General features: G+C 68.0%; 16 protein-coding genes. 12 read left to right on the top strand and 4 right to left on the bottom strand.

All coding sequences use genetic code 11. The features are described from left to right. Positions 1-7: 7 nt before the first annotated feature. Positions 8-4699, bottom strand: a complete 4692-nt coding sequence (locus KQ303_RS12370) for a translocation/assembly module TamB domain-containing protein (RefSeq protein WP_259730526.1) — start codon at positions 4697-4699, stop codon at positions 8-10. Positions 4700-4767: 68 nt separating this feature from the next. Here KQ303_RS12370 and KQ303_RS12375 point away from each other — a divergent pair, with 68 nt between their 5' ends. The 9 genes from KQ303_RS12375 to KQ303_RS12415 all read left to right on the top strand — a co-directional run bounded on the left by KQ303_RS12375 (position 4768) and on the right by KQ303_RS12415 (position 13290). Next, entirely contained in the window at positions 4768-5235 is a 468-nt protein-coding gene (locus KQ303_RS12375; protein ID WP_259730527.1) for a Ycf51 family protein, read from the top strand. A gap of 14 nt (positions 5236-5249) precedes the next feature. Further along, the gene (locus KQ303_RS12380) at positions 5250-5639 is read left to right on the top strand and encodes a DUF4332 domain-containing protein (protein ID WP_094512917.1); all 390 of its coding nucleotides are present in this window, start codon (positions 5250-5252) and stop codon (positions 5637-5639) included. Between the two features lie 65 nt (positions 5640-5704). Then, the gene (locus KQ303_RS12385; protein ID WP_311134162.1) at positions 5705-6013 is read left to right on the top strand and encodes a hypothetical protein; all 309 of its coding nucleotides are present in this window, start codon (positions 5705-5707) and stop codon (positions 6011-6013) included. A gap of 9 nt (positions 6014-6022) precedes the next feature. Next, positions 6023-7615 carry a CocE/NonD family hydrolase gene (locus KQ303_RS12390; protein ID WP_311134163.1) on the top strand — a complete coding sequence of 531 codons (1593 nt, stop codon included), beginning with the start codon at positions 6023-6025 and terminating at the stop codon, positions 7613-7615. Positions 7616-7634: 19 nt separating this feature from the next. Then, a complete protein-coding gene (locus KQ303_RS12395; protein WP_259730528.1) occupies positions 7635-8333 on the top strand; it encodes a DUF3887 domain-containing protein in 699 nt (232 codons plus the stop codon). A 53-nt stretch (positions 8334-8386) separates the two neighbouring features. After that, the gene (gene glgB, locus KQ303_RS12400; protein ID WP_259730529.1) at positions 8387-10696 is read left to right on the top strand and encodes a 1,4-alpha-glucan branching protein GlgB; all 2310 of its coding nucleotides are present in this window, start codon (positions 8387-8389) and stop codon (positions 10694-10696) included. Positions 10697-10722: 26 nt separating this feature from the next. Beyond that, complete coding sequence (gene hemE, locus KQ303_RS12405; protein WP_094512920.1) at positions 10723-11781, top strand: uroporphyrinogen decarboxylase; 1059 nt, start codon at positions 10723-10725, stop codon at positions 11779-11781. Further along, positions 11778-12800 carry an NAD(P)-dependent oxidoreductase gene (locus KQ303_RS12410; protein ID WP_259730530.1) on the top strand — a complete coding sequence of 341 codons (1023 nt, stop codon included), beginning with the start codon at positions 11778-11780 and terminating at the stop codon, positions 12798-12800. The genes hemE and KQ303_RS12410 overlap by 4 nt, the downstream gene beginning before the upstream one ends. 145 nt (positions 12801-12945) lie before the next feature. Continuing rightward, positions 12946-13290 carry a c-type cytochrome gene (locus KQ303_RS12415; protein ID WP_094512922.1) on the top strand — a complete coding sequence of 115 codons (345 nt, stop codon included), beginning with the start codon at positions 12946-12948 and terminating at the stop codon, positions 13288-13290. Between the two features lie 318 nt (positions 13291-13608). Here KQ303_RS12415 and KQ303_RS12420 read toward each other — a convergent pair whose 3' ends face one another. After that, positions 13609-13830, bottom strand: coding sequence for a hypothetical protein (locus tag KQ303_RS12420; protein ID WP_255100823.1), 222 nt, complete (start codon positions 13828-13830; stop codon positions 13609-13611). A 65-nt stretch (positions 13831-13895) separates the two neighbouring features. Between KQ303_RS12420 and KQ303_RS12425 the strand changes: the two genes are divergently transcribed. The 3 genes from KQ303_RS12425 to KQ303_RS12435 all read left to right on the top strand — a co-directional run bounded on the left by KQ303_RS12425 (position 13896) and on the right by KQ303_RS12435 (position 18721). After that, positions 13896-14321: a hypothetical protein gene (locus KQ303_RS12425; protein WP_259730531.1), complete on the top strand. Its 426-nt coding sequence runs from the start codon at positions 13896-13898 to the stop codon at positions 14319-14321. 121 nt (positions 14322-14442) lie between these two features. Then, positions 14443-17058 carry an ATP-dependent chaperone ClpB gene (gene clpB / locus KQ303_RS12430; RefSeq protein WP_259730532.1) on the top strand — a complete coding sequence of 872 codons (2616 nt, stop codon included), beginning with the start codon at positions 14443-14445 and terminating at the stop codon, positions 17056-17058. Positions 17059-17080: 22 nt separating this feature from the next. After that, a complete protein-coding gene (locus tag KQ303_RS12435; RefSeq protein ID WP_259730533.1) occupies positions 17081-18721 on the top strand; it encodes a bifunctional aminoglycoside phosphotransferase/ATP-binding protein in 1641 nt (546 codons plus the stop codon). Positions 18722-18927: 206 nt separating this feature from the next. On the opposite strand, the gene KQ303_RS12440 is transcribed toward KQ303_RS12435, so the two are convergent. Further along, positions 18928-19218 carry a 4a-hydroxytetrahydrobiopterin dehydratase gene (locus KQ303_RS12440; RefSeq protein ID WP_094513037.1) on the bottom strand — a complete coding sequence of 97 codons (291 nt, stop codon included), beginning with the start codon at positions 19216-19218 and terminating at the stop codon, positions 18928-18930. 97 nt (positions 19219-19315) lie between these two features. Further along, positions 19316-19699, bottom strand: a complete 384-nt coding sequence (locus KQ303_RS12445) for a hypothetical protein (RefSeq protein WP_259730534.1) — start codon at positions 19697-19699, stop codon at positions 19316-19318. Positions 19700-19891 lie beyond the last annotated feature (192 nt).

Raw genomic sequence — 19891 nt, forward strand, 5'->3', positions numbered from 1 at the left:
GGGGCGTTCAGAACCGGAAGAAGAATTGCAGCTGGGTTTGCCAGCGACCTTCCGCATCCACCGATCCCTGCAGGCCGTAGGTGTCGTTGACCTGATAGCGCAGGGTGAACTGGGGGGGGATGTCGCTGCGGTTCGGTGCCGCCAGCATCGAGAGGTTGATCCGATCGGTAAGGTCCAGGCCGAAATCGGTGGCCAGCACCAGCTGGGAGGGCACCCGCCCATTGCCCCTGTTGGGATTCTGGCTGTCGGTTGGCACCACGTAGCTGGGGTAGATCGCGAAGCTCACCCGCTGGCCGAGCGCATCGGTGAGCGTGCTCACCAGGGGCGAGAGCAACGACTGGCCCAGCACAGTGGCCAGGGCCGCGCCCGCGTTGCCCCCGGTGAGGCCCGCCAGCGAATTGCCACCGATCAAGGCCACCAGCCGCTCCTGGGACAGCGGCGGATTGCTGCGCAGCTCCAGTGATTCACCGATCCGGTCGGCCGGACCGCTGATCTTCATCACCACCCGCACCAGATTGAGCTGGTCCAGCGGGGTGAAGCCGCCGCGCAGGTCCTGTTCGGTCACGAAGCCCGGGCTGCGGCCCACCTCCAGGCTGTTCGACACCCGGGTGCGCAGGGCGATGTCGAGGAAGGGCACCAGGCCCAGCGACGGGGTGAACACCGCCACGTTGGGCGCATCGGGATCGAGCGTGAAGGTGGTGGTGAACAGCGTCAGGCGGCCGCCCCTAAGGCGCACCACACCGCGGGCCTGCAGACTGCTGTCGATCGGCCCGTTGAGGGTGAGCAGACCAGTGGTGCGGAAGGCCGCCACCGGGGGCATCACCACCTCCAGATCAGGGCCAAGGTTCAGGCGCAGATCCTCCAGCTTGAAATAGGAAAGATTGGGCACCGAGCTGCGCAGCGCCTCTCCCGAACCCGTGTCCACGCCTGCCCCCATCAGCACCAGCGGCTGCTGGAAGTCCCAGTTCGACTCCAGCAGGGTCTGCATCGCTACCGGCCTCACGGCCACGGTCTTGCCTTCGCCGCCCTCGATCTGCTCCGACTGGGCTAATTGACCGGGCTGCACGTTGAGCTTGCCGCGGCTGACATTCACCTCTCCGCCCACCAGCGGGCGCAGCAGGGTGCCGGTGACGGTGAGCAAGGCGTCGGTCTGGGCGTTGAGGCGCGGCACGCTCAGGCGGGCGGTGGTGAGTTCCACCTGCAGCGGCTTCTCCTCCGGCAACGGGGTGAATAGCCGCAGGCTGCCGGCGGCCTTGATCGCCCCCTTCTGCCCCACCTGGCCGCTGAACTCCTGCACCAGTAGCTGCTCAAAGTCGAACAGCACGGTGGCTTCCAGCCTGGTCACCTCCTGACCGGCCAGCAGCAGCTCGCCGCCTCGGACGCGCAGGAAGCCGTTGGCGGAGGGGTCGTCGAGGCTGCCGCGCACCAGCAGCTCCAGATCGGCGCTGCCCCTGCGCCAGAGCAGCTGCTTGCCGCCCAGGGCCGTGAGGAAGCGCAGGCCATCGCCGCGGCTGGAGAGCCGCAACCGCAGGCCGTCGCTGGCGGGATCCAGCGGCACCCGCGCGCTCAGATCCACGCTGTCGGCGGCACTATCACCACGCAGGGAGGCCTGGGCCGACACAGCGGCTTCATCGAGGCTCACCTGGGCGTTCTCCAGCACCAGCGGCATGCCGTTGAGCGAGCCGTCGCGCAGGGCCACCCGGGTGGTGAACTGTGGCTCCGGTGCGGACCCAGGCCGGCCCGCGCCACCGATCCGGAAGCGGCCTTCCAGATCGATCGTGCCGCGCAGCCCATTGGGAACCGGCGTGATCAGGGCCAGCAGCCCCAGCGAAAGACCTTCCAGCGCGAACTGGCCCAGGCCGGGTCCGAGCGGCCCCTGCAGCCGCACCACGAAGGGCTCCAGCTGCAGGGCCTGATCGCGGTCGTCGCCCTTCAGCCACAGGTGACCCTTGGCGTTGAGGGTCAGCCTGAGCGCGGCGAGGTTGGGTCCGGCCAGGGTGCCGTCGAGATCCACCAGGCCGCGCAGCAGATCGGTGCGGAACTTCGGCCTGGGCGCCATGCCGGCCTGGGCGGAGTCGTCGAGCCGGGCGCGAGCCGCCGCCAGCGCTGCCAGTTGATCGGCCACCGTGCCGCCCAGGGTGTCGATCGCCAGCACACCCAGATCGCTGGCGCGTCCCTGAGCCGGGCCCACCACCCCGCCAGTGCGGGCGCGGAGCTGAAGCACCTGCTCGAAGAAGGCGCTGGTGAGCGAACGGCCTTCAAAAGCGAGCTGGAGCGGGCCACCGCCACTGCCGGAGGCCCGCAGGTTGAGCTTGCCACCGCTGAGCGGATCGACCCGGCCACGGAGCCGGTAGCGGCCCTGGCGGAGGTCACCTTCGGCCACCAGCTCGCGGGCGAGCAGCCCCAGCAGCGCCGGGCGCTCCACCTGCACCCGGCCGTTCATCGTGAGCGGCGCCAGGCCCACCACCCCTTGACCGCTCAGCAGCCCCTGCAGCGGCTCGCGGCGGCCTCCTCGGGTGGTCTCTAGGCGCAGGCCGTTGAGGGGCAGGCCGCGGGCCTGCCAGCGGTACTGCTCCCGGCTGCCATTGAGCGCGAGCGTGCCCCCCTCGCGCTGCAGGGTCACCTGCCGCGGCAACCAGGAGGTATCGAGGCTGGCGGTAAGCGTGCCGGGCAGGGCGGTGCCGGTGGAGCGCATGCTCAGCTGGCTGCCGCTACCGGCCGCCACCAGCCGCCCGGTCCAGCGTTCCCGCAGCTGCAGCGGACCGCTGCCCAGGTCGGCCACCTCCAGGCGCAGGTCGGGCCGCAAGGCCGCCAGCGGACCGCGCAGGCTGCCGCGGGCCCCCAGCGTGCCGAACAGGCGGACTCCCACCAGCGGACTGAGGCGCTGCAGGGGATAGGTGGGCAGGTCGAGCAGCAGGTCAAGATCACCCGCCACCAGCCCGCGGCGGTTCTGCCAGCGCAGCGGCAGGCGCCCCTGGGCGGTCAAGCCCGGCGCCGTCAGGTCGTCGAGACGCAGCAGCCCGTCCCTCCAGCCCAGCTGCGCGATGGTGGCCCCCAGCACCGACCGACCCTCCACGCTCACACCGGCCGGAGCCCGCAGCACGGCCGTGAGCGTGTTGGGCACGGCAGGACGGCCACCCGCCCTAGCGGAGGCGGCACGGGCCAGCAGGTCGATGTTCAGCAGCGGGCGGCCCTGGCGGGCCAGCGAGCCCTGCAGGCGTGGGGCCAGCAGCGTTCCCGACGACTCCAGCTCCAGCGACAGCGGCTCCTGACGGCCCAGCAGCGAGCCCAGCCAAGGGGCGGCGCTCCAGAGGCTGGGGTGCAGCGAGCCCGACCGACTGCGCACCGCCAGCCTGGGCCAGAGCGCACCGTCGGCCACCAGCTGGGAACGGCCGGACGTCAGCTGTAAACGCCGCAAGTCCACTGCCAGGGAACGGCGCCGGTCCACCTGCAGATCGGCGCTGAGCGCCAGCGGTGCCGGGCTGGTGGGCCTGCCTTTGCCGAGCGGAACCCGGCCGGTGAGCTGCACTCTTGGTTGCAGCCAGGGCCCCTGAACCTGCAGTTGCAGGCGATCGCCGCGACGGGGATCTTCAGCACCGCCGGTGAGGGCAAAGGAACGGCCCGGCACCAGCGAACCAGCGGCGCTGCCGCGCCAGTTGGCCATGCTCCAGCGCATGGGATCGAGGCTGATCTGGTCGTCGCGGCAGCGCAGCTGGGCGCTGTCGGCTTGCCAGGGGGCGGGCAGCTGGGGGTCCTGCAGCTGCAGTCCGCCCAGGCGCAAGTTGCCGCCGCAGCGGAAGCGACCGGCCTGCTGCGGCAGTGTCAGCGACAACGACAGGCGGCCATCGGCGCGACCGCTGAGATGGCGCCCGCCGGCACCCCCTGGCCGCGCGAAACCGATGCCGGCCGGCAACAGGCCCGCCAGGGGCTCGAGCTGCACCTGCCGCAGCCGCAGCGCCAGTTCAAGCTCGCGGCGGTCCCACTGGAAGCGGCCATCGGCGCGCAGGCGGCCGGCAGCAGCGCCACCGGCTTGCCTCAGCCCGTCGCCGGCTGCAGGCCGCCCGGCGAGAGCCGCCGGCTCAGGCTGGCGGGGCAGGCGTTGCGATCCGTTGAGGCGCCAGTTCACCAGGCGCTTCTGCAGGTTCACCGCCACCGAGCCCCGCAGCCGCAGGTGGAGCCCCGCCGGGGCAATGGTGACCGGGGTGGAATCGGCGAGGTGCACGTTCAGGTTCAGCCGCGGCGGCTGTCGGCCGGCGACGGTGCCGCCGAACACCCAGTACTGGCCGGCGGCATTGCGGACGAGATCCATCTCGGCGCCCCTCGCCGTGAGCTGGAGGGTGGGGGTCCAGGTCTGCAGGCTTCCCAACGGATCCAGCCCCACAGTGAGGGAGCGCACCTTCAGGCTGGAGCCGTCATTGGGGCCGGGGCTGAAGCGGCTGGCGCCGATCGCCATGCCCCAGGGCCGCAGCCCGGCGTAGGGGCCGAGTTCGAGGGGATGACCCAGGGCGCGGGTCAACTGACGTTCAAGGTCGGGGCGCCAGCGGTCGTAGAGGCTGCGGCCGATGTGATCTGCGCCGAACCAGCCCGTGGCCACCAGGCCTGCACCGAGCACTGTGGCCACCACCAATGAACGGCGCCGTCGCTGCCGGCCCACGGCCCGTGCCACGGGCCCTGCAATGCGCTCAGCGTCGTCCCCCATCGGCTCGCTTCTATCACCGCCTGAGGTGGCCGCAATATATAAGTTGAATCCCCTGCCGCCCAGCCCCCATGCCTGCCGATCCGATCCTGCTCAAAGCCGGGCAGTGGCTCGCGGGGGCGAGCGCGGTGCTGGCCGTGGCGACCCTGGCGGGGTTCGTCTCCAGCTGGGGGATCCGCTTCCGGCTGGTGGGGGTCACCAGCTTCACCGTGCTGCTTTCACTCTCCTGCTGGGCCTTCGCGATCAGCTACAACCCCCGTGAAAAGGTCGAAGGTGCGGTGAACGCTCCGATCGTGTTCGACAACGGCACCAACCTGGTGGTGGCAACCGCGAGCGCCGATCTGAGCCCAGCCTCCTACGCCCCCACCGTGGAGCAGGTGGCCCGCAACCTGCGCGGCAGTGGCCGCATCACCACCGACGGCAGCGTGCATGTGCGCCTGCGGCGTGTGGAAACGGTGGCACCAGGCGTTAGCCGGCCCGTGGTGCTGGCGGAAGCCACCCGCGGCCGCGATGGAACCGTGGTGGTGATCAAGCCCTGAACGTCCCCGCCCCCATGTATCCCCTGCCCCAGCACTTCCATCTGGAGCAGGAGCAACTCCAGGCCGCCGGCGTGCGGGAGTGGGCCAGCCTGGCCCGGCTCCAGGACGGGGCCCTGCGCCAGTTGGCGAGACAGGGGGCTTCCGAACAGCGGCTGACGCGTCTGCGCGGCCAGGCAAGGCTGATGGAGGCGCTCGCCCTCGACGCCGGTGATGCGGCCCTGTTGCTCCATGCCGGCATTGCCACAGCCACCGCTCTGGCGGAATGCTCACCGGAACGGTTGCAGGTGCAGCTCACCCGGCTGGAGCGGGCCCTGCGGCCAGGAGCTCTTGCCAGAATCGACCGTGACACCGTGCGCGGCTGGATCCTTCGGGCCCGCAAGGCATCCAGTCGCTCCCCAAACTGACCCGCCGCGCCCCTGCCCCACCCTCCATCTCACTGGAATGGGAGCACTCCCTCCTTGGTCTTGCATTGATTTACACCCGTCGCTGGGGAGACACCAGCCATGTGCTCTGCTCCCTCACAGCCGCACTCGCATCGTTCGCCGTACTGGCAGCCGCTCCAGCCGGTGCCGCTTCCGCCCTGCTCGAATCGGTCAAACAGAATCCGCAGGTGGCCCAGAACCTCTGCAGTCAGTTGCGTGCCCTCAATGCCCAGGGCGTCCGCTCCAGTTCTCCCCAGGCTGTAGCGATGGTGGCCCAGAGCCGCAACGTCAGCACTCAGGATGCCGAAGTGCTGACGACTTACGTGGTGGGCCTTTACTGCCCAGACGTGCGCTGAGCCGCACCGGTGCCTGACGCCCTGCCGGTGGAGTCCAGCGACACCTGGATGCCCTGCGCCGATGGGGTGAAGCTGGCCAGCCGCGTCTGGAAGCCGAGCACGCCTGGGCGCTGGCCGGTTTTGCTGGTGCGCCAGCCCTATGGCCGGGCCATCGCCTCCACCATCACCGCCGCCCATCCCCACTGGTATGCCCGGCAGGGCTATGCGGTGGTGGTGCAGGACGTGCGCGGTCGGGGCGATTCGGCCGGCCAGTTCGAAGGATTCGCCCAGGAGGCCCTGGATGGGGCCACCGCGGTGCAATGGGCGCGCAGCCTGCCGTTCGCCGATGGCAAGGTGGGCACCTACGGCTTTTCCTATCAGGGCCTCACCCAGGTGCTGGGCAGCGCAGACACGGCGCCACCGGATGCCATGGCCCCGGCCATGACCGGCCTCGATGAACGGCTTCACTGGGCTAGCGACGGGGGCGCACACCGCTGGGCGCTGGGGCTGGGCTGGGCACTGCAGCTGGCCGCCGAAACCGTGCGCCGCCGCGGTGACCACGACGCCTGGCAGGCGATCCGCCGCAGCCTGGAGAGCGGGCAGTTCCTGATGGAGGGGATGGCGCTGCTGGAGCGCCACGACCCCAACGGAATGGGGCTCGGCTGGCTGCACCTTGATCCCCGGGAACCGCACGGCTGGCGCTGCCACCACCCTCCGCCGGCCCTGCTGCGCCAGCCCATGCTGCTGATCGGCGGCTGGCTCGACCCACATCTTTGCGGCGTGCTTGACCTGCTTGAACGCAGTCGGGCGTCCGGCGGCTCAGCGAGACTGCTGGTGGGTCCCTGGACCCATCTGAACTGGAACGGCGGAATTGATCAGCTGCAGCTGGCCTTCTTTGACCGGCATCTGCGTGGCCGTGAGCCCACCAAGATGCCGGCTGCCTGCGCACTAGGCGACCTCACCAGCGGGGCCTGGGTCCCTGCCCCGGCCACTCCTCATCCTTCCCTGGTGTGGGGCCTACGCAGCGGCGGGCTTGCGGCGATCAATGCAAATGAGGGGCAGCTCACAGAGGCCGGGAAGGGGGGTGGTGCGGTGTGGCTGGTGCACGACCCCTGGCGGCCCTGCCCCGGCCGTGGTGGCCATCTGGCCCTGGAGGCCGGCCTGGTGGAGAGGGGCGACATCGACCAGCGCAGCGATGTGGCCTGTTTCACCTCGGCGCCTATCGCGCAGGATGTGCAGCTCTGCGGCAGGCCAGAGCTGGTGGTGGATCTGGCCGCCGATCAGCTCGGCCACGACCTGTGTGGGGCGCTTTCGGTGGTGCGCGCCGGAGGCAGTCAGGTGCTGCAGCTCTGCACAGGGGTGGGTCGCTGGCTCGGCCCCGATGCCCTGACCGTGCAACGACGCCGGCTGCAGTTCCAGCCCCTGCTGGCCACGCTTCGCGCCGGCGAATGCCTGCGCCTGTCTTTGGCGGCGGCGGCATGGCCGCAGATCGCCGTCAATCCCGGCGATGGCTATCACCCCAGGGGCCGCACAGGTCCCGACCATCGGGTGATCACCCTCCAGTTCAGTCTCCAAGAGGCGCAGTTGCACCTCAAGCCGCTCACGTCGGCGAAACTTTGCTGATCCCAACCCTCTGACCGCCATGGTTCTACGTTCAGCCCTTCTGGCTGCGGCCCTGTTGGCCGGCTTCTCGGGGCCGGCGGCACTGGCCACTACCAGCCTCTCCCAGGCCGACGCCAAGCGTGCAGCAGAAAACCTGCTCACGGCCCTCGGCCAGAGGAACAGCCAGGCGATCTACGAGCAGCTGGCTCCGGAGTTGCGCCAATCCACGACCGTTGAAAAGGTCAATCAGCGCCTGCAGGGCCAGGAAAGGATCCTCGGCAGCAAGGTGCTCGAGGTTGTGAGTGGGGTGGACGACAGCACGGTGGAAGCGGAGCTGACCACCCCCAGCGGCGCAAAGAAGATCGTGTTGGTGGTCGACGAACGGGGCCGGTTGCTGGCCTGGGAGTGGGAGCGCAGCAGCACACCAATCCGTCAGATCGCCAGCAGCTTCGTTACCGCAGTGAGCCGTGGCGAAGTGGTGACGGCACGGAGCATGCTGTCGCTGGAGCTGCAGCAGCAGATCTCCGCGCAGGAACTCACAAACCGCTGGCAGAACCTGGAGAAACGCACCGGCCCCTTCCAGCGGGTGCGCGGCACCCTGGTGGCCAGTCAGGGTGGTGACCAGCAGCTGGTGCTCGTCACCACCCAGTTCAGTCGTCTCACCGACAACCTGTTCGTGATCCTCGATTCCGCCGGCCACATCATCGGCATCGATTTCCCCACCACCCCGCCGCGCTGAGGCGGCGGAGCAGGTGGGCGGCCTAAGCTCCCGGCTCGCCCGCATGTGCGCCCATGGCTCCCGCCAGCCTCGACTGGATGGTCCAAGACGGTCAGAAACTCGAAGAGTGCCGTCACGATCATCCGTTTGCGGTGCTGGGGCCCCAACCTCTCGGCGATCACTGGGTAGTACGGGCCTGGATGCCCGAGGCCGAACGGGTGGAACTGCGTCTCAATGGCCAGTCGCTGGCGATGGAGTGCCCCCATCACCGCTGGCTGTTCGAAGCGGAACTGGATCACGATCCCGCCCAGAATTACCAGTTGTGGGTGCGACGCTCAGGTATCGAGCACCAGCAGCACGACCCATGGGCCTTCCGTGAAGAGTGGATGGGCGAGCTCGATCGCCATCTCTTCGCCGAAGGCAACCACCACCACATCTGGCGGCGGCTTGGAGCCCATGTGTGCGAGCGCAATGGTGTGGCGGGCGTGCAGTTCGCCCTGTGGGCTCCCAATGCCCTCACGGTGGCGATGCTGGGCGATTTCAACGGTTGGGATGGCCGCCACCATCCGATGCAGCTGCGCCTCGGTGGCATCTGGGAGCTGTTCATCCCCGGGCTGATGCCGGGAACGATCTACAAATACGAAGTCCGCAATCAACACGGGCACTGCTATCAGAAGGCCGATCCCTACGGCTTCCAGCACGAGGTGCGACCGCAGCAGGGGTCGGTGGTGGCGCAGTTGGGCCAGTACCGCTGGTCCGACCAGGGCTGGCTGGCTGAACGCGACAGCCGCGATGCGCTGGAGCAGCCGATCGCCGTCTACGAGATGCATCTGGGCAGCTGGATGCACGCGGCCATGGATCAACCGTTCATTGAGCCCGATGGCACGCCCCGGCCGCCGGTGGCCGCCGCTGATCTCAAGCCTGGCGCCAGGCTGCTCACCTATCCGGAACTGGCCGACCGCCTGATCCCCTATGTGAAAGCACGCGGCTTCACCCACATCGAGCTGCTGCCGATCGCCGAGCATCCGTTCGATGGCTCCTGGGGGTATCAAGTCACCGGGTTCTATGCCCCCACCAGCCGCTTCGGTTCCCCGGATGAGTTCCGCGCCTTCGTGGACCGCTGCCACGCCGAAGGCATCGGCGTGCTGCTCGACTGGGTGCCGGGCCACTTCCCCAAGGACAGCCATGGCCTGGCCTTCTTCGATGGCTGCCATCTCTACGAGCACGCCGATTCACGCATCGGCGAGCACAAGGAGTGGGGCACGCTGATCTTCAACTACAGCCGCAACGAAGTGCGCAACTTCCTGGTGGCCAATCTTGTGTATTGGTTCGAGGAGTTCCACATCGATGGCATCCGGGTGGATGCGGTGGCGTCCATGCTCTACCGCGATTATCTCCGCCCGGATGGAGAGTGGCTGCCGAACGAATACGGCGGCAGGGAAAATCTCGAGGCCGTGCGCTTCCTGCAGCAGGCCAATGCGGTGCTTTTCCATCATTTCCCGGGGGCGCTGTCCATTGCCGAAGAATCCACCACCTGGCCCATGGTCACCAAGCCCACCGAAATCGGTGGCCTGGGCTTCAACTTGAAGTGGAACATGGGCTGGATGCATGACATGCTCGATTACTTCGAGCTGGATCATTGGTTCCGCCAGTTCCATCAGAACAACATCAGCTTCTCGATCTGGTATCACTACACCGAGAACTTCATGCTGGCCCTCAGCCATGATGAAGTGGTGCACGGCAAGAGCAGCCTGCTGCACAAGATGCCCGGCGACGATTGGCTGAAGTTCGCCAACGTGCGCGCCCTTCTCGCCTACATGTGGACCCACCCGGGCAAGAAGACCATCTTCATGGGGATGGAATTCGGCCAGCGCTCCGAATGGAACGTGTGGGGCGATCTGCAGTGGGATCTGCTCCAGTACGACGCCCACAAAGGCCTGCTGGCCATGGTTGACGACCTCAACCGCTTCTACCGCGAAGAGCCAGCGCTCTGGCGCGACGACTTCGTGGAATACGGCTTCCAGTGGATCGACTGCAGCGACAACCGCCACTCCGTGATCAGCTTCATGCGCCGGGAGAGCACTACTGGGCGCTGGCTGGTGGTGGTGGCCAACTTCACCCCGCAGAGTCATTCCCACTACCGGGTGGGGGTGCCACTCGAGGGCTACTACAGCGAGGTGTTCAACACCGACAGCAGCCGTTACGGCGGCAGCAACCTCGGCAATCTCGGCGGCAAGTTCACCGATACCTGCCCCATGCACGGATACGAGCAATCCATCAACCTCTGCCTGCCGCCCCTCAGCGTGCTGGTGCTGCAGCGCGATGAAGCCCGCAGCCAGGCCCTGTGTGACGAATCCACCGAAGCCGGCCGGCTGGTCGGGTAGGTTCGCCGCTGGCATTCCCTCCCTCCATGGCCGAAACCCTGCCCCTGCTGCTGCGCGCTGCCCGAGGCGAGCAGGTGGAGCGGCCGCCGGTCTGGATGATGCGGCAGGCCGGCCGTTATATGAAGGTCTACCGCGACCTGCGTGACCGCCACCCCGGCTTCCGGGAACGCTCGGAGATCCCCGACCTCTCCTACGAGATCTCGATGCAGCCGTTTGAGGCCTTCGCGCCCGACGGAGTGATCCTGTTCTCCGACATCCTCACGCCGCTGCCGGGCATCGGCATCGATTTCGACATCATCGAGAGCAAGGGGCCGATCATCGATCCGCCGATCCGCAGCCAGGCCCAGGTGGATGCCCTGCGGCCACTGGAACCCGCCGCAGCCCTGCCCTTCGTGGGCGAGGTTCTGGGCAGGCTGCGCCAGAGCGTGGGCAACCAGGCGGCCGTGCTCGGCTTCGTGGGCGCTCCCTGGACCCTTGCCGCCTATGCGGTGGAAGGCAAGAGCAGCAAGAACTACGCCGTGATCAAGGCGATGGCGTTCCAGGAGCCGGCGCTGCTGCATCAGCTGCTGGGCCACCTGGCCGATTCGATCGCCACCTACGTGAGCTACCAGATCGAAAGTGGTGCCCAGGTGGTGCAGCTGTTCGATTCCTGGGCCGGTCAGCTCAGCCCGATCGACTACGACACCTTCGCCGCTCCTTACCAGAAGCGCGTGGTGGACCAGGTGAAGGCGAAGCACCCGGACACCCCGCTGATCCTTTACATCTCCGGCAGCGCCGGCGTGCTGGAGCGCATGGCCACCACCGGCGTGGATTTCATCTCCCTCGACTGGACCGTGGACATGGCCGACGGCTGCGCCCGTCTGCCCCAGCACCTCGGGGTGCAGGGCAACGTGGATCCCGGCCTGCTGTTCGGCACGCCTGAGGCGATCCGCGCCCGCATCGTCGACACGGTGCTCAAGGCGCGCGGCCGCCGTCACATCCTCAACCTGGGGCACGGCATCCTGCCCGGCACCCCCGAAGACAACGCCCGCGTGTTCTTCGAAGCCGGCAAGTCGGTGAATGAGTGGATCGGGGCGGCTGTTTGAGCAGTTCCGCATCGCCCGGCCCGCGCCAGCGGGTGCTGATCACCGGCGCCAGCGGCTGCGTCGGCCAGACGATCGCTGAACAGCTCTACCGCGAAAGCGACGTGGAGCTGCTGCTCTGGCTGCGCGATCCCGCCAAGCTCACCGCCGTGCCGGCCGACGATCCGCGCATCACCCTGCTGGTGGGTGACCTGCGCGATCAGGAGCCCCATGCCGAGGCGATCGCCTCCGCCGACCGCATCATCCACACCGCCACCGCCTGGGGCGATCCCGAGAGGGCCCAGCAGGTGAATGTGGTGGCGGTGAAGGAGTTGCTGGGCCGCACCGATCCCGAACGGCTGCAGCAGGTGATCTATTTCTCCACCGCCAGCATCCTGGATCGCAACCTGCAGCTGCTGCCGGAAGCGCAGGCCTACGGCACCGAGTACATCCAGACCAAGGCCCTGTGCCTGCAGCAGCTGGAGCAGCACCCGCTGGCGGAGCGGATCGTGGCCGTGTTCCCCACGCTGGTGTTCGGCGGCTCGGTGCAGCCGGGTGATCGCTTCCCCACCAGCTACCTCACCGCCGGTCTGCAGGAGGGGGTGCGCTGGTTGTGGCTGGCGCGCTGGTTGAGGGCGGAGGCCAGCTTCCACTTCATTCATGCCGTGGACATCAGCCGGGTGTGCGTCCACCTGTGCCTGCAGCCGCACCAGCCCAACAGCGAACCCGGCCAGGGGCCGGTGCGGCGCCTGGTGCTGGGTCAGCCCGCAGTCACGGTGGATGGGGCGATCACCAGCCTGTGCCGCTGGCGCCAGTGTTGGCGGCCGCCGTTCGGCCTGGCCCTGAGCGGCTGGCTGATCGAAGCCCTGATCAAGGTGCTGCCGATCGAGGTGAACGCCTGGGATCGCTTCAGCATCCGTCAGCGCCACTTCATCCACAGCCCGGTCAGCCCGCCGGAAAGGTTCGGCCTGGTGAGCCATGCCCCCACCCTGGAGCGGGTGTTCGACGCCGCTGGCCTGCCGCATCGCGGCGCGGTGGGCTGAAGGCTGGGACGCCACACCGGTTGACGGCAGCCCGCCTCAACTGGCGCCACGCGCCGCTTGCGTAACGAGATTGTTTCGATCCTCCCGCGTGCTGCAGCGCCGCGTGGGGACGAGACCCTAACTTCTTCTCGTTGCACGCCTTTCGATGCGCCGTCTGCTGTCATTTGTTGCCCTTGCCCTGGCGCTTCTGCTGGGTTCCGCGTCTCCTTCGTTCGCCGCGGATGTCGCCCATGGCGGCCAGGTGTTCTCCGCTAACTGCGCGGCTTGCCACATGGGCGGCGGCAACGTCGTGAACGCCGAGCGCACGCTCAAGAAAGAAGCCCTTGAGGCCTACCTGGCCAACTACAACGAAGGCCACGAATCGGCCATCGCCTACCAGGTCACCAACGGCAAGAACGCCATGCCCGCCTTCGGCGGCAAGCTCACCGAAGCTGACATTGCTGATGTGGCCGCCTACATCGAGCAGAAGTCCTCGGAAGGCTGGTCCTGAGCTCTGCTTCCGCTCACGCTGTCAGGCTCAAGCCCCTCAAGGCTTTGATCTTCACGGCCCATCCTTGAGCCTGGCCTGAGGCTCCATCTGCCATCCGCCTCTTCACCGGGGCGGATTTTCTGTCTGAGCGCGCGGGAGCCTGGGCGGATCAGCCGGTAAGGCAATGCCGTCCGGCGATCCGCCGCTCAGCCAGCTGTCGTGAGCTTCCTGTGCTGGTGCCCGAGGGGCATCACACCCGCGCCATGCCAGCCACGCGTCGTCACAGCCAGCCCAGCGCCTTGAGGCACGGCCTTCAGCCCAGCGGTTTCAGACGAGGCTTCAGCCCAGCTGCTTGCGGCGGGCGAGCACGGCCAGATACAGGTCTTCCGGTACATCGCGGATGTCGTACTCGCTGGGCAACACGCCGTGGGCATGCCGGTGCACCACTAGCCAGCAGTTGCGCTCCGGATCCCTGGCGGTGGCATCGAACAGCCGCGATTCTTCCGCCAGCCGGCTCACCAGCTCGTCGGTCGGGATGGAATCAGGGGGCAGGGCTGTCATCGGCGGGCGCACCATCCATGGCCTGGCCAACGAGACTAGGCAGGCGCCCCCCTACCTCCATGGCCATGAGTCCCGCAGCCCCGCCGCTTCGCCAGCCAGGGGGCCACAGCGTTCTCAACAGGCGCTGCCTGCGCCATGGCTTCGTCTGCCGGGCGGCGCTTGCCTTCACCACGGTGGCCACCCTCACCACCGCCCTGCTCGGGCCAGCGGCGGGTCCTGCCCGCGCCCAGACCCCGTCTCCCAACCAGCCAGAAGCGATCGGCCCCTCCACGGCGCCGCTGAAGAGCTGCCCACGGCTGCCGCCCACCCCTGATTCCAACCTGCAGCCGCTGCAGCTCACACCCGAGCAGGTGCCAGGCAAGAACGGCATGGGCTGCCTCTCCGCGGCCGATGCCGTCTATGGGCCCGATGGCTGCCCCGTGCGCCGTTGCACCAGGGCGGAGAGTCTGCGCCGGATGCAGTTCCCGCTTCCCGCCGCCACAAGGCCGTAATCGCGGGCGCCATGGGGGGTTTTCTGTGGGTATCGGTTCGGTGCTCCCTCTGAGCCCAGCGCAGAAGTGATTCATAGGGTGAATTCATCTCCCCCCGACGGCGCAACGCGCGCACCCCGCCATGCACCCCACTGCCGAAACCTTCACCGAAAAGGCCTGGGCCGCCATCGTGGCCGCCCAGCAGCTGGCCCAGCAGAAACGCCAGCAACAGTTGGAAAGCGAGCACCTCTTCGCCGCACTCCTGGCCCAGCAGGGGCTGGCAGGGCGGATTCTGGAGAAGGCCGGCGTGAACCCCGCCGTGCTCACCGAGAAGGTGGAAGCCTTCATCGGCGGCCAGCCCAGCCTCGCCACCGCGCCAGAGAGCGTGTACCTCGGCAAGGGGCTGAACCTGCTGCTGGATCACGCAACCACCCTGCAGAAGGAATTCGGCGACAGCTTCACCTCGATCGAGCATCTGGTGCTCGCCCTCGCCAACGACGCCCGTTGCGGCCGCCAGCTGCTCTCGCAGGCAGGCGTGGATGCCACGAAACTGCGTCAAGCCATCGAAGCCGTGCGCGGCAGCCAGAGCGTGACCGATCAGAACCCCGAAGGCACCTATGAATCGCTGCTGAAGTACGGGCGTGATCTCACCCAGGCCGCCAAGGACGGCAAGCTCGATCCAGTCATCGGCCGCGATGAGGAGATCCGGCGCACGATCCAGATCCTCAGCCGCCGCACCAAGAACAACCCGGTGCTGATCGGCGAGCCCGGCGTGGGCAAGACCGCAATCGTGGAAGGCCTGGCCCAGCGGATCATCAACGGTGACGTGCCGGCGGCGCTGCAGAACCGGCAACTGGTGTCGCTGGACATGGGCGCCCTGATCGCCGGAGCCAAGTACCGCGGTGAATTCGAGGAGCGGCTCAAGGCCGTGCTCAAGGAGGTCACCGCCTCCGAAGGTCAGATCGTGCTGTTCATCGACGAGATCCATACGGTGGTGGGGGCCGGCGCCAGCGGCGGCGCCATGGATGCCAGCAACCTGCTCAAGCCGATGCTGGCCCGCGGCGAACTGCGTTGCATCGGCGCCACCACCCTCGATGAGCACCGCCAGCACATCGAAAAAGATCCGGCACTGGAGCGGCGCTTCCAGCAGGTGTTCGTGGACCAGCCCACGGTGGAGGACACGATCTCGATCCTGCGCGGGCTGAAGGAGCGCTACGAAGTGCACCACGGCGTGCGCATCGCCGACAACGCCCTTGTGGCCGCCGCCGTGCTCAGCAGCCGCTACATCGCCGATCGCTTCCTGCCCGACAAAGCGATCGATCTGATGGATGAATCGGCAGCGCGGCTGAAAATGGTGATCACCTCCAAGCCGGAAGAGATCGACGAGATCGATCGCAAGATCCTGCAGCTGGAGATGGAGAAGCTGTCACTGGGCCGTGAATCCGATGCGGCCAGTCGCGATCGGCTCGAACGGCTGGAGCGGGAACTGGCCGAGCTGAGTGAGCAGCAGAGCGGCCTCAATGCCCAGTGGCAGAAGGAAAAGGGCTCGATCGACGAGCTCAGCGCCATCAAGGAAGAAATCGAGCAGGTGCAGCTGCAGGTGGAGCAGGCCAAGCGCAGCTACGACCTCAACAAGGCGGCCCAGCTCGAATACGGCACCCTGGCGGAACTGAACAAGAAACTGGCAGCCAAAGAGAGCGAGCTCAATGCCGCCGGTGCCGACAAGACCCTGCTGCGCGAGGAGGTCACCGAAGACGACATTGCCGAGGTGATCGCCAAGTGGACCGGCATTCCTGTGGCACGGCTGGTGCAGTCGGAGATGGACAAACTGCTGCATCTGGAAGCGGAACTGCACCGCCGCGTGATCGGCCAGGAGCAGGCGGTGACCGCCGTGGCGGATGCGATCCAACGCTCCCGCGCCGGCCTGTCCGATCCCAATCGGCCGATCGCCTCGTTCCTGTTTCTCGGCCCCACCGGCGTGGGCAAGACCGAGCTCTCCAAGGCGCTGGCGGCTCAGCTGTTCGACAGCGCCGACGCCATGGTGCGCATCGACATGAGCGAATACATGGAGAAGCACGCCGTGAGCCGCCTGATCGGAGCGCCTCCCGGCTATGTGGGCTACGAGGAAGGCGGCCAGCTCACCGAAGCGGTGCGGCGGCGTCCCTACGCGGTGATCCTGTTCGACGAGGTGGAGAAGGCCCACCCCGATGTGTTCAATGTGATGCTGCAGATCCTCGATGACGGCCGCGTCACCGATGGGCAGGGACGCACGGTGGATTTCACCAACACCGTGCTGATCCTCACCAGCAACATCGGCAGTGCCTCGATTCTCGATCTGGCCGGTGATCCAGCCCGCCACGGCGAAATGGAGCGGCGGGTGAATGAGGCCCTGCGCGGCCACTTCCGCCCCGAATTCCTCAACCGCCTCGATGAAACGATCATCTTCCACAGCCTGCGGGCCGAGGAACTGCGCCAGATCGTGGAGCTCCAGGTGGAGCGGCTGCGGCTGCGGCTGGCCGATCGCAAGATCGGGCTTGAGCTTGATGCCGCCTCACTCGACTGGCTCGCCACCGCCGGGTACGACCCCGTGTACGGCGCACGGCCGCTGAAGCGGGCGATTCAGCGGGAGCTGGAAACCCCGATCGCCAAGGCGATCCTGGCCGGTACCTACGGCGAAGGTTCCAGCGTGGGGGTGTCAGTGCTGGGCGAGCGGCTGCACTTCCAACCCCAGCGCCAGGTGGAGCCTGCGCTCGCATGAGGCCCCTGCTGGAGGCGCGCCGATGAGTGACGCGCCCCCGCCGACCAGCGCAGCGGCTGCGGCCAGTCTGGCCGTCACGATCGCTGCCCTCAGCCGGCCATCGGTGTATCCCTTGGCCGACTGGCAGGGCGTGGCGGCCGACGAGCGGCAGGTGCAGGTGGTGCAGACCCACATCAGCGTGGTGTTCCTCACCCCGCGCCACGCCTACAAGCTCAAGAAGCCGCTGCAGCTCTGGCATCTGCTCGACTACAGCAGCCTGGAGCGGCGCTGGCACTGGTGCCGGGAGGAGGTGCGGCTGAACCAGCGCCTGGCCGCGCCCATCTACCTGGGCGTGCGGGCGTTGGCAGGAGAGCCGGTGGTGGTGATGCGGCGCTTCGATCGGCAGCGCACCCTGCGTGCCCGGCTCGAAGCCGGCCCCGTGCCGCCCGCGCAGATGCGGGCCCTGGGGGGCGTCATCGCCCGCTTTCACAAGGCCAATGGCAGGCCCGGCGCCGATGGCCGCGCCGCCATCCGGCGCTTCGCCCGCGTGCTGGCGAGCAACGTGCAGGCCACCGCCAGCGCCGTGCCCGCACTGTTTCCCGCCCCGGTGCATGCCGCCCTGGTGAGCAGCCTGGCCGCACAGCTGCGCCGGCAGCGCCACACCCTGGCCGCACGGATCTCCGCCGACTGGGGCGTGAACGGCCATGGCGACCTGCGCCTCGAGCACGTGCTGCTGGAGGAAAAGCCCGGCCCCTTGATCGTCGATTGCGTGGAATTCAATGCGGGGCTGCGGGAGGTGGATGGCGCCTCCGATCTCGCCTTCCTGGTGATGGAACTGCAGGCCAGCGGCCATGCCGAGCAGGCGGAAGCGCTGCTGGCGGGTTACGGCCGCCCGATCGATCCGGCGGTGCTCAACCTGTTCTGCGCCTACCGGGCCCATGTGCGGGCCAAGGTGGAAACGGTCAGCTGGGCCGAGCACGACCGCGCCGCCACCGAACGCCTGGCGGCTGAACGCGGTGCGCGCGGCCACCTGTCGCTGGCACTCGCCTATGCCCGCACCGGCTTGCAACCGCCGCCGCTGATCCTGCTGCGGGGCCTCTCGGGCTGCGGCAAGAGCCACCTGGCCGCCCTGCTGGCTCCCTGGTTGATCGCCGAGACGATCAGCAGCGACCGGGTGCGCAAGGCGCTGTTCGGGCTGGACCCCCTGGCCCGCTCCAGCGGTGAACAGCGGGACCGCCTCTACAGCGCCGAAGCCCATGCCCGCACCGAAGCGGCGCTGCTGGAGCAGGCCGCCACAGGCCTGAAGACCGGGCGTGCCGTGCTGCTCGATGCCACCCACCTGCGCCTCGCCAGCCGCCAACGGGCCACCGCCCTGGCCCAGGAGCTGGGGGTGCCCTGGTGCATCGTTGACGTGGACGCCTCAGCTGAACTGATCGAGACACGCCTGCGGACGCGCCTGCAGCGCAACGACGACCCCAGCGATGCCGATCTGGCCGTGGCGGCGCTGCAACGCAGCCAGGTCGAACCGCTCACGCCATTGGAGCAGCGGCACACCCTGCGCTTCCGCGCCGGTGATGACCCGACCACGCTGCTGATGTCGCTCTGGGAGCGGATCGGCTGCGGCGGCACGGACGACACGCCCAAAACTGGGCCCAGCCTGGCCAGAGGTCATGGCTCAGATTGAGATTCAGCCCTCTCGGAACCAGTCTTGCCGGTCCCAGTCTTTCCGGTCCCAATCTTCCCGGTCCCAGTCTTCTTGGACCCAGGGTCTTGGATCAGGGCTTCTTGAACCCGGGAATCCTGGAGGCGGGTGCTGTCATGGATCCTTACCTCTGAGATCCGGCTGCTTGAGATCCAGGCCTCTTGGATCCAGCCTTCAGGATCTGATGCTCAGGGAGTGAGCAGACTGTTGATCCGCCGCGCGAGCTCCCGGTCCAGGCTGGAGAGGCCCCCCGCATCGTGGGTGGTGAGATCGATCACCACGCGGTTGTAGACGTTGCTCCATTCCGGATGGTGGCCAAGGGTTTCCGCCAGCAGGGCCACCCGGGCCATGAAACCGAAGGCGGCGTTGAAATCGGCGAATACAAAGGTGCGATGGAGCTTGCCGTTGCTCATGCTCCAGCCCGGCAGCTGAGCGGGCAGCGCCTTGATCTCCTCAGGGGTGAGCAATTGGGCCGCCATGACAGGTCCGCAGAACAGCGCTCCCACCAGGATGGCAAGCAGGCCCAGACGCGCAAGCGGGTGGAAGCACGCCCAGGGGGTACGCCAGCCCTCTGATTCAGCTGCCGGCATCGCTGAGGTCATGGAGCCGATCAATCAGGAGGTCGAGTTCGGTGTCGCTGTCGGCATCGCCGCCCAGACGCAGGCGACGCTGCACCTCACCATTGAGCCGTTCGCCGCTGCGCAGCGCCAGCAGGGTGGCGGGGGAGACCGTGGCCATCGGTGGCCCAAGCTCTGCTGGCGGCTCCATGCAGGAACCAGGCGGTCGGCTTGCCAGGGCGGTGATCGCAGCGGTGAGGGCGCCGATGGAGCAGTGCAGCTGAGTGATCTCACAGCGCAGGCGCAGGATTTCCGCCGTCAGCTCGTCGTTAAAGCCGTGGCTGGGCTCGGGGGCCGAGACGGGGGTAGAACCGAGGCTGCGGTCTGGGCTGCTCCCGGCCATGGAGCCAGCGGCTATGCGCGCAGAAGCAGGAATCGGCACCGGCTGCACCGGGGCCCGGGAGGATGGCGCTCTCTCCATGGCCTCACTCTGCCGTGGGGTCAGTCTGCCGTGGGGTTTCTCTTCCCATGGCCTCACAGTGTTGCGGCAAGTCTCTGCTGTTGCCTGCGTCTCCAAGGGCCTCGGGGTGCGACG

This window comes from Synechococcus sp. CS-1333 (assembly GCF_025128015.1).
GTDB lineage: Bacteria > Cyanobacteriota > Cyanobacteriia > PCC-6307 > Cyanobiaceae > MW101C3.